At 67.0% G+C, this 13,785-nt stretch carries 10 protein-coding genes; 7 read left to right on the forward strand and 3 right to left on the reverse strand.

All coding sequences use genetic code 11. The annotated features are described in order from the left end of the window. Positions 1-15 precede the first annotated feature (15 nt). From BLU67_RS02640 to purL, 4 genes are all read left to right on the forward strand, one after another. Positions 16-1,620, forward strand: a complete 1,605-nt coding sequence (locus BLU67_RS02640) for a DUF7059 domain-containing protein (RefSeq protein ID WP_092561728.1) — start codon at positions 16-18, stop codon at positions 1,618-1,620. A gap of 68 nt (positions 1,621-1,688) precedes the next feature. Beyond that, on the forward strand, positions 1,689-2,789 hold the full coding sequence (locus BLU67_RS02645; protein ID WP_222842342.1) for a ferredoxin reductase: 1,101 nt from the start codon (positions 1,689-1,691) through the stop codon (positions 2,787-2,789). 25 nt (positions 2,790-2,814) lie between these two features. Then, positions 2,815-4,002, forward strand: a complete 1,188-nt coding sequence (locus tag BLU67_RS02650; protein ID WP_092561730.1) for a fatty acid desaturase family protein — start codon at positions 2,815-2,817, stop codon at positions 4,000-4,002. A 75-nt stretch (positions 4,003-4,077) separates the two neighbouring features. Then, positions 4,078-6,378 (forward strand): phosphoribosylformylglycinamidine synthase subunit PurL, encoded by a 2,301-nt coding sequence (gene purL, locus BLU67_RS02655; protein ID WP_092561732.1) that lies wholly within the window; start codon positions 4,078-4,080, stop codon positions 6,376-6,378. On the opposite strand, the gene BLU67_RS12220 is transcribed toward purL, so the two are convergent. After that, entirely contained in the window at positions 6,375-6,515 is a 141-nt protein-coding gene (locus tag BLU67_RS12220) for a MalT transcriptional regulator family protein (RefSeq protein WP_176780671.1), read from the reverse strand. The two genes, purL and BLU67_RS12220, sit on opposite strands and share 4 nt — an antisense overlap. A 180-nt stretch (positions 6,516-6,695) precedes the next feature. On the opposite strand from BLU67_RS12220, the gene gdhA reads away from it, so the two are divergent. Next, entirely contained in the window at positions 6,696-8,033 is a 1,338-nt protein-coding gene (gene gdhA, locus BLU67_RS02660; protein WP_092561734.1) for an NADP-specific glutamate dehydrogenase, read from the forward strand. On the opposite strand, the gene BLU67_RS02665 is transcribed toward gdhA, so the two are convergent. Together BLU67_RS02665 and BLU67_RS02670 are read right to left on the reverse strand one after the other, a co-directional pair. Continuing rightward, a complete protein-coding gene (locus BLU67_RS02665) occupies positions 8,030-9,004 on the reverse strand; it encodes a hypothetical protein (RefSeq protein ID WP_143027314.1) in 975 nt (324 codons plus the stop codon). The genes gdhA and BLU67_RS02665 overlap by 4 nt on opposite strands. 149 nt (positions 9,005-9,153) lie before the next feature. Then, positions 9,154-10,608, reverse strand: a complete 1,455-nt coding sequence (locus tag BLU67_RS02670; RefSeq protein WP_222842343.1) for an MFS transporter — start codon at positions 10,606-10,608, stop codon at positions 9,154-9,156. Between the two features lie 206 nt (positions 10,609-10,814). On the opposite strand from BLU67_RS02670, the gene BLU67_RS02675 reads away from it, so the two are divergent. Both BLU67_RS02675 and BLU67_RS02680 read left to right on the forward strand, forming a co-directional pair. Then, positions 10,815-13,226: a 5'-nucleotidase C-terminal domain-containing protein gene (locus BLU67_RS02675; RefSeq protein ID WP_092561738.1), complete on the forward strand. Its 2,412-nt coding sequence runs from the start codon at positions 10,815-10,817 to the stop codon at positions 13,224-13,226. Positions 13,227-13,419: 193 nt separating this feature from the next. Next, positions 13,420-13,773, forward strand: a complete 354-nt coding sequence (locus BLU67_RS02680; protein ID WP_176780672.1) for a sterol carrier family protein — start codon at positions 13,420-13,422, stop codon at positions 13,771-13,773. Positions 13,774-13,785: the final 12 nt, after the last annotated feature.

Consider the following 13,785-nt stretch of genomic DNA (forward strand, 5'->3'; position numbering starts at 1 on the left):
GTCTAGGCTGAGGACATGCCAGCACCCGATATCCGGTCCATCGGCGATGACGAGCGCACTGACGTGACCGCGCCACCGCCGCCGAACCTCGGCGACCCCGCCCTCGCGGCCGACCTGCGCGCCGACCTTGCCAGCTACACCTCCGATGTGCTCGATGAGCTTCTCGGACCTGTCGCCGCTGCCGCCCTTGCTCGCGAACAGCGCATTCCCGCCCGAATCGCGCTCGCCGAAAGTAGCGAGCCGCTAGCGCTGCTGGCTCGACTCTTCCTCCTCGGCGACGAACTGACCGGCGCCGAGGTCGAGCGGGCCCTGCCTGCTACGACGCCCGCGCGCGCCGAAGCCGCGCACCTCGTTACCCGCAGCGCGACCGGGCGCTTTCGCGCCGCGGTCGATATCTCGCCCACCGGCATCGATCCGGCCGACGGCCCAGCCTGGATCGTCTCCGACCTGCCCGAAACCGTCCTCGGCCATGCCCTGCCGCCCTGGCACGTCCTCGGCGTTGGGGGAGCGAGCCAGACCTTGCACGCGCTGCTGCCGCAACCCCCGGCAGGTGGCAGCCTCGGCACCGTGCTCGATCTCGGCACCGGGTCGGGCATTCAGGCGCTCACCCTCGCTCGTCGCGCCGAACGGGTCATCGCCACCGACCTGTCCGAGCGGGCCCTCGCCTTCCTATGCGCTAATGCGGCGCTCGCGGACATCCCCGACGGCGTCATCGAGGCTCGCGCCGGTTCGCTCTTCGAGCCGGTGGCGGGCGAGACGTTCGACCTCATCGTGTCCAACCCGCCGTTCGTTATCACGCCCGCCGCGGCCTACGACGCTGGCCTGCCGGTCATGGAATACCGCGATTCTGGCACCGGCGCGAGCGGCGATGAGCTCCTCGCGCGCCTCATCGCCGATCTCGGCACCCACCTCGCGCCCGGCGGACGCGCCATCATCTTGGCCAACTGGGAAGTGCGCGCGAACGAGGACGAGTTCGCGCGGCCGCGCGCCTGGGTGGCGGCCGCCGAAGCCCGTGCAGGTGTGCCCCTGGATTCGTGGATCATTCGTCGCGAGTTCCAGGACGCCGCGGAGTATGCCGAGATGTGGCTGCGCGACGGGGGCCTGAGCGATGATTACGACGCGCTGTACCGCGCTTACCTCGCCGATTTCGCCGCCCGTGGCGTGCGCTGGGTCGACTTCGGCTACCTCCTTTTCACCCGCCCACTGAGCAGCGAGCGCGGCGTGCACGAGACCTCCGACCTCACCGGTCATGCCGCACCCGACGGCGAGACCCTGTGGCGGCTAGCGGCCGAGCGTGCCCGCCTGGAACGAACCTCCGATAGCGACCTCGCGGCGAGCCGCATCACGGCGGCAGACGATGTCACGCTCGAGCATCATTTCCGTATCGGCGAATCCCAGCCCGAGGTCATCACCGCCACCCAGGGCGGCGGCCTGCACCAGGTCGTTTCCTGCCCCACTGAAATGGCGGGCCTACTGTCGGCCGCCGATGGCAGCCTCACCGTGGGCCAAATCGCCGCCGCCCTCGCCGCCCTGCTCGACGTCGAGGGTGAGGCCATGGCAAAGGCCTGTATTGCCCACACCCGCCGCCTGGCAAGCATCGGAATGCTGAGCGTCGGCTAGGTCGCGATTCGATCACGACGGGGGATATCCCCGCGACAACCTACGGAGCCGTAAGTTACGGTGGCGTAGTGAGTATCAAGCCGACACCCGCCGCGCGCCGCAGCATGCTCTCGCGCGTGCGCTCCGGCGCGGGGCGCCTCGCGGCCTCCCTCGCCACCCCGCTCGTGCCCGGCGACTACCTCGATCTCATCTCGCCCCTGCGCTCCGGCGCCGATCTGCGCGCCCGCATCATCGCCCGCCACCGCGAGACCGAGCGCACCGCCACCCTGACGCTGCGCCCCTCCGGCGCCTGGCGCGGCCACATTCCCGGCCAGTACGTGCGCATCGGCGTCGATATCGACGGCGTGCGCCGCTGGCGCGCCTACTCGATCACCTCGCCGAGAGCTGGCGCTGCGGCTGATTTCACCATCACCGTCACGATGATCGATTCGGGCCTCGTCTCCGCCCACCTCGTGACCGGCGACGTCGTCGGCTCCCTCATCGCCCTCGACCAAGCCACGGGCGACTTCATCAGCCCCACGCCCGCCCCCGGCCGCGTCCTGCTGCTGACCGGCGGCTCGGGCCTCACCCCCGTCCTCGGGATGCTGCGCTCCGGCGTCTTTGCCGGCGCCGACGTCGCCCTCATCCACTCCATCCGCCGCGCCGCCGATCTCGTCGCCGGCGAGGAACTGGCCGCCTGGGCCCGCGAGCACGGCAACAGCCTCGTCGTTCGCGTGACCGACGACGACGGCCAGCTGCGCCTGTCCGATCTCGATCACCTCGTGCCCGACTGGCGCGAGCGCCATACCTTCGCGTGCGGCCCCACCGGGCTGCTCGACGACTGCCAGGCCCACTGGGGCGAGTTCGAGATCGGTGATCGCCTCACCGTCGAACGCTTCCGCCCCACCCTTGCCGCCATCGGCGACGGCGGCACCGCAACGTTTTCCCGCAGCAACACCACCGTCGTCGCCGACGGCGGTAGCGCGCTGCTGGATGTCGGCGAGGACGCGGGCGTCCTCATGCCCTCCGGCTGCCGGATGGGTATCTGCTTCGGCTGCCTCGCGCCCCTGAAAGAAGGCAGCGTGAAAGACCTGCGCAACGGCGAGGTCACTACCGCCGCCGACGGCGAAACCGTTCCCATCCAAACCTGCATCTCTGCCGCCGCCGGCCCCTGCACGATCGACCTGTAACCCCCGAGAATCTGGAGCCCTCCCCATGACCACTCTCGCCCCACCCGCCCCCGCAGCGCCCCCGCGCACCCGCCCCGCCCCGCACCTGAGCGATGAGCAAGTCGAGGCCCTCGCCGCCGAGCTCGACGCCCTGCGCGATGAAATCCTCGCCAAACGCGGAGCCGATGATGCCGCCTATATTCGCCGCGTCATCGCCACCCAGCGCTGGCTGGAGATGGGCAGCCGCGCGGTCCTGCTGTTTTCCAAGTGGCGCCCCGCCTTCTGGCTCGGCACGAGCGGCCTCGCGGTCGCCAAGATCCTAGAAAACATGGAAATCGGCCACAACGTCATGCACGGCCAATGGGACTGGATGCGCGATCCAAAAATCCACTCCTCGACGTGGGAATGGGACCACGTCTCGCCGGCCGCGCAGTGGAAGTACTCCCACAACCACCTGCACCACACCTACACGAACGTCCTGGACCGCGATAACGATCTCGGCTACGGCATCATGCGCGTGGATGAGGCACAGGAGTGGCGGCCCTTCCACCTCGCCCAGCCCGTCATTAACCTCGTGAACGCCGTGATGTTCGAATACTCCATCGCCGCCTACGATCTGGAGCTCGGGCCCTACCTGAACGGCACCTCGGACAAGTCGGAAGAGCAGTTCAAGGCCGAGTCCCGCGCGGTGATCGAGAAGATCAAACGGCAGGCGTTCAAGGACTACGTCCTGCACCCGATCCTGTCCGGCCCGAGCGCGTTGTCCACCCTCGGCGCGAACGTCCTAGCGAACCTGATCCGCAACGTCTGGTCCCACACCGTCATCATCTGCGGGCACTTCCCCGAGGGGGTGGAGACTTTCGAAACCGAATCGATCGACGGCGAAACCCGTGGCGAATGGTACCTGCGCCAGCTCCTTGGCAGCGCCAATATTTCCGGGCCGCGCGCCCTGCACATCATGACCGGCAACCTATCCCACCAGATCGAACACCACCTCTTCCCGGACCTGCCGAGCTCGCGCTATCACGAGATCGCGCCGCGCATCCGCGAGATCATGAGCCGCTACGGCCTGACCTACGTCACGGGCCCGATGCCGGTGCAGGTGGCGAGCGTGACGAAGAAGATCTTCCGCCTCGCGCTGCCGAACAAGGATCCGAAGGTCTCGCGCCCCGCCCAAATCTGGCGTGCCCTTCGCGGGCGCGCGGAAAAAGTAGTGCCGCTTCCCGAAAGGTGAGCCCACCACGTGGGCCGGGCGCCCGAGCGGTAAGCTCGATGACGCCTGGTCCATCGTTGCCGTTTTGGGGATTACATGCCTGCTATGACGCCCGCCCACCATCCCGACACCACCGAGGATGCCGCCGCGAGCCCAGATCGTGAGATGCCGTTTGCGGAGCTCGGTCTGCGCGAAGAGGAATACCAGCAGATCCGGCGGCTGCTCGGCAGGCGCCCCACCGCCGCGGAGCTCGCCATGTACTCGGTCATGTGGTCGGAGCACTGCAGCTACAAGTCCTCCAAAATCCACCTCAAGCAGTTCGGTGAGAAGACGACGGAAAAGATGCGCGAGCACTTGCTCGTCGGCATCGGGCAAAATGCCGGCGTCGTCGATATCGGCGATGGCTGGGCCGTGACCTTCAAGGTTGAATCCCACAATCACCCCTCTTTCGTTGAGCCCTACCAGGGCGCTGCGACGGGCGTCGGCGGCATCGTGCGCGACATCATCTCGATGGGCGCGCGCCCCGTGGCCGTCATGGACCAGCTGCGCTTCGGCGCAATCGACCACCCCGACACGGCCCGCGTCGTCCACGGCGTTGTTGCCGGAATCGGCGGCTATGGCAACTGTCTCGGTCTGCCCAACATCGGCGGCGAGACGGAATTCGACGCCGTCTACCAGGGCAACCCGCTCGTCAACGCCCTGTGCGTGGGTGTGCTGCGCCACGAGGACATCCACCTCGCCAACGCGACGGGCGAGGGCAACCACGTCGTCCTGTTCGGTGCACGCACCGGCGGTGACGGCATTGGCGGTGCCTCCATCCTCGCCTCCGAAACCTTCGACGAGGGCGGCCCGACGAAGCGCCCGAGCGTGCAGGTCGGCGATCCGTTCATGGAAAAGCTCCTGATCGAATGCTGTCTGGAACTCTTCGAACGCGAGCTTGTCGAGGCGATCCAGGATCTCGGCGCTGCGGGCATTTCCTGCGCGACCTCCGAACTTGCCTCCAACGGCGATTCCGGCATGCACGTCGATCTGGAAAACGTGCTGCTGCGCGATCCGAGCCTGACCGCGGGCGAGATCCTCATGAGCGAATCCCAGGAACGCATGATGGCGATCGTCGCGCCCGACAAGCTCGACGAGTTCCTCGCCGTGACCGGACGCTGGGAGGTCGAGACGGCCGTCATCGGCACCGTGACCGGCAACGGGCGCCTGACGATCGACCACTTCGGTGAGCGCATTGTCGACGTCGACCCCAAAACCGTCGCCCACGACGGCCCGACCTACGACCGGCCCTACGCCCGGCCGGACTGGCTCGATGCCGTCCAGGCCGACGCGGCCGAAAAGCTCGCCCGCCCCGGCAGCGCGAAGGACATCCGCGAGCAGATGATCGCGCTCGCGGCCTCGCCCAACTGCGCGAGCGTGCAGTGGATTACCTCCCAGTACGATCGCTACGTCCAGGGCAACACGGCGCTCGCGCAGCCCGATGACGCCGGCGTCGTGCGCGTCGATGAGGAAACCGGCCTCGGCGTCGCCATCGCCACCGACGCAACGCCGCGCTTTGCCTACCTCGACCCTTACGCGGGAGCGCAGGCCTCGCTCGCCGAGGCCTACCGCAACGTCGCAACGGTCGGCGCCCGCCCCCGCGCCATCACCGACTGCCTGAACTTCGGCAGCCCCGAAAAGCCCGACGCGATGTGGCAACTCGTGCAGGCCATCACGGGCCTTGCCGACGGCTGTCGGGAGCTGTCGGTGCCCGTCACCGGCGGCAACGTCTCGCTGTACAACACGACGGGCGACGAATCAATCTACCCGACGCCCGTCGTCGGCGTGCTCGGCGTCATCGAGGACGTCTCGCGCGTCGTGCCCTCGGGCTTCACCGACGCGGGCCTGACCCTCCTGCTGCTGGGTGCCACCCGCGAGGAACTATCCGGTTCGGAGTGGGCGCGCGCCATCCACGAGCACATCGGTGGCATGCCGCCGAAGGTCGATTTCGGCGCCGAACGTGCCCTCGCCGACGTCCTTATCGCACTCGGCCAGCAGGGCATGAGCCGCGCCGCGCACGATGTCTCGCGCGGCGGCCTGTCCCAGGCGCTGATCGAATCGGCGCTGCGTTTTGGCACCGGCGCCAACGTGGACCTCTCCGAGGTTCTGGTGCGCGACGGGATCGATACGACGAGCGCGCTGTTCGCCGAGACCGGTGCCCGCGCGATCGTTGCCCTTGATCCGCAGGACGGCGAGGCCGCCCGCGCCCTCGCCGAGGAAGCCGGCGTCCCGGTGGCCGAGATCGGCACGACGGGCGGCGACCAGCTGACGATCACCGTGCCCGAGGGCACTGTGCAGCTGGGTCTTGGCGAGCTGGCCGAGGCCGCCGCGGCGACGCTCCAGCAGCACTTCGGCTAGATGAGGTTGAGCGCCTTGCCCACCCGCACGGCGTTCTCCCGGTTCTTTACGCCCAGGCGCCGATAGATCGATTTCGCTGTCGAGCGGATCGTCTCGACGCCCACGTGCTGCAGCGAAGCGATCTGGTGACTGCGCACGTTCTAAAGGTGGGGTGGAAGAAGACCGTGCCAGATTGTGGGACGGCAGCCGGCGGTTTTACTATGTGGTCACCGTTTTTTGGTCAGCGCAATAGGTGTGTAGCGTTGGCCTCGAACTCAAGTTAGCCAACGAGGGCCGCTCGGCCCGGTGGCCGGCGCGGTCCTGGTGAAGGAGGACCCGTGGACGACTACCTGGACGCGCTCTTCGAGCATGTACGCACCCTGAACCCCGGGGAAGACGTTTTCCATCAGGCCGTGCACGAGGTTCTCGAATCGCTCGGTCCCGCGCTCGTGAAGAACCCGCAGTATCGCGACGCCGGCATCCTGGAGCGGATGATTGAGCCCGAACGCCAGATCGTCTTCCGCGTGCCGTGGATCGATGACTACGGCAAGGTGCAGGTCCACCGCGGCTACCGCGTCGAATACAACTCGGCGCTCGGCCCGTACAAGGGTGGGCTGCGTTTCCACCCGTCGGTCAACATTTCGATCGTGAAGTTCTTGGGCTTTGAGCAGATCTTCAAGAACTCGCTAACGCGGCAGGGCATCGGCGGCGGCAAGGGCGGTTCGAACTTCGACCCGCATGGCAAGTCGGATAACGAGGTCATGCGGTTTTGTCAGTCCTTCATGACCGAGCTCTACCGGCACATCGGTGAATACACCGACGTGCCCGCGGGCGATATCGGCGTGGGTGCGCGCGAAATCGGCTACATGTTCGGCCAGTACAAGCGCCTCACCAACCGCTACGAGGCCGGCGTCCTCACGGGCAAGGGGCTCGGATGGGGCGGCTCGCTCGCCCGCACCGAGGCCACCGGCTACGGCACGGTGCTGTTCGCCGAATCGATGATGCACCAGCATGGCGAGGGTTTCGATGGCCAGCGCGTCGTCGTGTCCGGCTCGGGCAATGTTGCGATTTACGCGATCGAGAAGGCTCAGCAGTTGGGCGCGACCGTCGTATCGTTTTCCGATTCTTCCGGCTACGTCGTCGATGAAGAAGGGGTTGACGTTGACCTGCTGCGGCAGATCAAGGAGGTCGAGCGCGGACGCGTCTCCGACTACGTCGACCACAAGTCGAGCGCGGAGCTCGTTACCGGTGGGTCCGTTTGGGACGTGCCGTGCACCGTGGCGCTGCCATGCGCGACGCAGAACGAGTTGGACGAGGCCGCTGCCCGCACGCTGGTGAACAACGGCGTCAAGGTTGTTGCCGAGGGGGCGAACATGCCATGCACGCCCGAAGCCGTGGAGATTTTCCAGCTTGCTGAGTGCCTGTTCGCGCCGGGTAAGGCCGCGAACGCTGGCGGCGTGGCGACCTCCGCGCTGGAAATGGAGCAGAACGCATCGCGCGAGCAGTGGAGCTTCGATAAGGCTGAAGCCAAGCTGACGAAGATCATGAAGACGATCCACGACGAGTGCGCCGAAACCGCCGAAGCCTACGGCCAGCCGGGCGATTACGTCCTCGGGGCAAACATCGCGGGCTTCACGCGCGTCGCGGACGCGATGCTCGCGCAGGGGATCGTTTAACCACCAAGGGCGATGCCCGCCGCGAGGCGAGCGAGCAAGCCTTTTTGCCACATTCCCGCCGGCGCCGCATAGCCCGTCCAGGGCGCGGCGTCGGCGGGCGTATGAAGAGAGTGGATCAGCCAGGTGGCCGCGAGACGTGCCGCGATGTGGGGCGGTGCCGCGTGGATCCCAAAGTGACGGGCACCTGACAGTCCGCGTTCGATGGCGGATGAAACGAGGACCGATTCTGTGAGCGTTGGCGGCAACACCGGTGCGAGTACACGGATGCCCTCGACTCTCGCGACGGTCGCGCGCCACCTATCGATACGCTTGGCGGCCAGGTAGTTCGGGCCCTGAGCGGAAAGAGCCGCGTCACGCACCCGTCCGTTTATCCAGTAGGAGTCCGTCGGCGTCCCTGAGTACGCGAGCGTGACATCGCGGCGCGCGCGAAGCAGCCGGGTGACGAGCCGATCGGCGGCCAGCGCGAGGTGGACGTTGGTGCGCCCCGGAGCATATAGAGCGTTGACGACGGCAAGCTCGCCGGGAAGCGAAGCGAGGTGATCGGCCAGGGCGTCGGGCGCGGCGAGGATATCGCTGAGCTCCGCGGGTGCGAACGTCAGCGTTCCCGGAGCCGAGCTTGCAGCTTCCGACAACAGCGGGCGGCGCTGAGAATTGGAGCGAATGACGGCATGCACGTGCGCTCCGGCGGCGATGAGCGGCAGCGTCGGAGCGAGTTCGGCGCCTGCCCCGAGGACGACGACCGTCCTGCCTGAAAGCAACCACCACTGGGGATGTGCCGCCACGGCCGCGCACGCGGCAAGACCGAGCGGCGAGATGATCTCCGGCGGCAGCGCCGGCGAGAGAGCTGGGGCAGGACAGCGGGCGGGGGCGTGCGATGGCTTGGCCGTGTCGGACTCATCGGCCTCCGCCGGTTCTGCTCGCTCCGGCGAGGGGGCTGCCTCGTGCAGGACCTCGAGCCCGGCGCGTGCCACGGCGGGATTACCGTCCGGCCCCTCGAGTTCGGTGAGGCGCCGAAAGGCCGACCGATAATGCTTCCGCCACCCGCGGTCCCCGGGACTGACGAGCGGCCCGGCTCCAAGCGCGGCAGCCCCCGCATTCAGCGCCTCCTGCACCGCCGGCGTCACGACGAGCTATCCGATCCGCGTCGCCGCATCGCATCGATCACCGCGATGACGAGCGCAACTGCGATCATCCCCACCGTCACGCGCAGCGCCATCGAAAACGCGTGGCCGTAAGACTCCGCCGGCGTTCCGGCCGTCATTGCCTGCGTTGCGAAAAAGACGCTCGTCATGACGGCGAGCCCCACGGAGGCGCCCACCCGTTGGGTCGTCTGCAGCACCCCGCCCGCCGTGCCGCCGTAGGAGACCGGAACATCAGCGAGGGTGAGGGTCTGGTTAGGCGAGATCACGACGCCCGAGCCCGCACCCGAAACCGCCATGAGTGCGGCAAACACCCAGATGAGTTGCGGCTGCGGCACATAGATCGAGGCGAGGTCGATCGCGGTGATCCCGAGCGCCATGACAGCAAGCCCGATGACGACGAGCCAGCGTCCCAGTCCTGGCAGCCAACTGCCCGAGCGGGCCGAGGTGTAGCCCGCGGTCACCGCAAAGGGCAGGCCGAGCGCACCCGCCACGAGCGCACTGAGTTCCAGCCCCGATTGAACGTAGACCGACATAACGATCCAAATCCCAGTGAAGCCCGCAAAGTAGGCGGTGCCCATCGCGGTGCCGAACGCGAAGCCCGTATTACGCATCAGCGAGCGCGGCAAGACGGCGGAGCCGCCGCGCCTATCCAGCACAATCTCCCACGTCATGAACGCGATGAACCCCGCCGCTGCGACGGCCAGCCACCACCACGGGGCGTTCGCGAGTCCGCCCTGCTCCGTGCCGACGAACGGAATCATGAGCGCCAGCACCGTGATCCCCAGGAGAAGTAAGCCGAGCACATCGAGCTTCAGCCTGCCTGCCGCCCCCCGGTCGTGATCGGGCAGGTAGCGCGCTGCCGCAATGACAAGGATGATGCCGACGGGCAGGTTCACGAGGAAGACGGACCGCCACCCCAGCTCCGGGCCGAGCACCGCGATCAGCACGCCACCAAGCACCGGTCCCAGCGCCGTCGAGACACCGATCGCCGCGCCAAACATCCCGAATGCTTTGCCACGTTCCGCGCCGGAAAACAGTTGCTGGATGAGCCCGACGACCTGCGGGTTGATGATTGCCGCCGCCACGCCCTGCGCGAGCCGGAAGGCGGCGAGGGCCGCGGCCGTGGGTGCGAGCCCGCACGCGACGGAGGCGATCACGAAGCCGATGACGCCGATGAGGAACATGCGGCGCCGGCCATACACATCGCCGAACCGGCCAGCCGGCACGAGTGCGAGACCGAACGCCAATGAGTAGCCCGCAACGATCAGCTGGATGTGGGCGGGAGTCGCATCGAGCGAGGCCTCGATCGAAGGCAGCGCAATATTAACGATGGAGACGTCGAGCAGCGTCATGAAGCCCGCCGCGAGAATCACCGCGAATGCGCGCTTGCGTTCATCGGGTGGCAGGGCGGCAGACTCGTGAGGGCTCGACACACAAGCTGTTCTATCACCTATATGGGCAACCGGCGGTTTGCGCCCGAGTGGCCGCCAGGTGAGAGCCTGGTGAACGCAATCAAAAGTGGGTGAGTTTGTTCCCTTATGCGGTCAACCTTCTTCACAACATTGCGCCTGCGGGTTAGCCTTGAGTGGACGGCTGTCCCCGCAGCCAGACCTATCCATGAACAAAAGGACGAGGTTTCATGTCGAAATCCATCTACACCAGGTCTCTTGCGGGCCTGAGCGCTGCAGCGCTCGCGCTCGTAGGACTCGCCGGTGCCGCCGCCGCTGATCCGGCGGAAAGCCCCGAGCCGACCACCTCCGATACGGTTGAGGCTCCCAGCGAGGAAGCCGAGTCGGGCGCCGAGGCCACTGACGAAGCCGGTAACGGCAACGACGCTGATGCCGAAACTCCCGCCGATGAGGCTAGCAACAGCGAAGGCGACGCCGCCGATGAAGGCGAAGCGGGCGAAACTTCCACGACCGAATCCAAGGTCGGGCTCCAGGCATCCACGCAGGCCGCCCCGGATTACGTGGCGCTGGACATTTTGAACATCACCGACTTCCACGGCCGCATTAACCAGGCCGCAAAGATCGCGACCTTCCTCAACCAGTTCCGCTCCGCGAACCCGGACGGCACGATCTTCACCTCCTCCGGTGACAACATCGGCGCGACGACCTTCGAGTCGAGCTCCCAGGATGATAAGCCCACCATTACCGTCCTGAACATGATGGGGCTGCGCGTCTCCGCCGTCGGCAACCACGAGTTCGACAAGGGCTGGGACGACTTCGTTGCGAAGAACGCCACCACCGACTTCACCTACCTCGGCGCGAACGTCGAGAACGAGGTCCCGGACCTGCCCAGCCATGAGGTCGTTGACCTGAACGGTGTGAAGGTTGGCTTCGTTGGGATTCTGACCGAGGACATGGGCTCGCTCGTCTCCCCGGACGGCGTCAAGGGCATCGGTTGGGGCGATATGGTCAAGCACGCCAATGCTCAGGCCGAGATCCTGACCGACGGCGACGAGGCTAACGGCGAAGCCGATGTTCTCATCGCGCTCGTGCACGAAGGCCCGAACACCCCCGATGTCGCCGACGGCGAATTCTCCACTCTCGCTAACGGGATTTCCGAGAAGTACACCGCCGTCTTCGCGGGCCACACCCACATCGCCTACAACACCGAGCACCGCGGAATCCAGTTCCTTCAGTCCGGCCAGTACGGCGAAGGCGTGGGCCACCTCGCCCTGCAGTACGACGAGAACCACGACGTCGAGGGCTTCTACAAGCCGTTGGTCAAAACCGCTGGCATCACCGCCACCAAGTCCCTTGACGTGACGCCCGATCCCGAGATCGCGGCCTACGTCAAGGAAGTCACCGACCAGGCTGAAGAGATTGGCAAGGAGGTCATCGGCTACACCGCCGGCGACTTCCTGCGTGGCAAGAACACCGACGGCAGCGAAAACCGCGGCAGCGAATCGACCATCGGTAACCTCGTCGCCGAGGCCCACCTCGCCCAGGCGAAGGTCACGCAGGAGGATACCGACTTCGCGGTCATGAACCCGGGTGGTATCCGTGCGGATCTGCTGTACAAGGCCGACTCCGATGGCGCTGTGACCCTGAAGGACGCCGCGGTCATCCAGCCGTTCGCGAACTCGCTCATGGTCGTGACCCTGACGGGCGCCGAGATCAAGCAAATGCTCGAAGAGCAGTGGCAGCTCGATAAGGACGGCAACGTCCCCAACCGCGCCTTCCTGAAGCTCGGCATTGCCGGCTTCAGCTACACCTACGATCCCGCCGCCGAGCGCGGCGAGCGCATCACCTCGATCACGCTGGATAACGGCGAGCCGATCGATATGGCTGCCAACTACCGCGTCGCCGCGAACTCGTTCCTGGCGACCGGTGGCGACAACTTCCACGTTCTTGCCGGCAAGCCCATTCAGGACACCGGCCAGATCGATCTTGATGCCACGATCGATTACATCAAGAACACCGCCGCCACCAAGGACACGGCGCTGCAGCCGAAGTTCAACCAGCGCTCCATCGGCATCCACGATGTCAAGGGCAACCTGCCCGAGGGCCTGGTCGTCTCCGGCACCGAGCTCTCCCTGGAGTTCTCCTCGCTGTCCTTCTCGGCTGAGGCCGTCACCGGCGGCAAGGTCGCAACGGAGCTCACCTGCGAGTTCTCCCTCGTGGACGGCGACTCGCTCGGCAAGGAAACCGTTGCGGTCGACAACACCGTCAGCGATGGCGCCGATGAGACCGGCAAGGCCACCATCGACCTCACCGTTCCGGACCTGACCGGCCGCGAAGGCCAGACGATCGCCCTCGTGTGCTCCACGGATCTCGGCGACGAGGTCACCGTAGCCACGGGCAAGGTCGACGGCACTCCGGGCGAAGACCCCACCGAGCAGCCGACGGAAGAGCCGACGGAGCAGCCGACGGAAGAGCCGACGGAGCAGCCCACCGAGGATCCGACCGGTACGCCGACGGAGCCCGGCAAGCCTGCGCTGCCGATCACGGGCGCGCAGAGCGATCACCTTGGTATCGCCGCCCTGCTGCTCGTGGGCGCTGGCCTCGCATCCGTTGGTATCGCACGCCGCCAGGCGCTGCGCTAACCACGAATCGGCTAGCTAGCTGATGCGCTAGCAGCCAACGCGCAACCGGGCGCGGATTCCCTTAGGGAGCTCGCGCCCGGTTTCGTTGCGCCCACCTGGGGCGCGGCCCGCTCACCCGCGAGTGCGAGGGATCGGTAGCCTTGCGGAGACTTCGGCCGGCGCCGGGTGCACCGATCTCTCCTACAATGGCCCCATGTCTCGCACACGTGATGACGCGGCCGCGCGCGAGGTGCTGGCGCGCTTCGGAGCAGGCGACAAGCTCACCCGCGCGGAGCTTCGGCTCGCCGCCCGCTACGCCCTGGCCGAATTTGCTCGCCTGCATCCCGGGCGCAGCGTCGAAGTGCGGCTGCCCCCGGCCGCCGTCGTCCAAGCCATCGCCGGTCCCGCGCACACGCGTGGCACCCCGCCCAACGTCGTGGAAACGCGGCCCGAGGTGTGGCTGGAGCTCGCGCTGGGCAAGCGCAGCTGGCAGGACGCGTGCGCATCCGGCGACGTACAGTGGTCAGGAACGCGCGCCGACCTCGGCGAGTACCTGCCCTACGTGTAACAAGAGGAGCAC

Source organism: Bowdeniella nasicola (genome assembly GCF_900107735.1).
In the GTDB taxonomy this organism is placed as follows: Bacteria; Actinomycetota; Actinomycetes; order Actinomycetales; family Actinomycetaceae; genus Bowdeniella; species Bowdeniella massiliensis.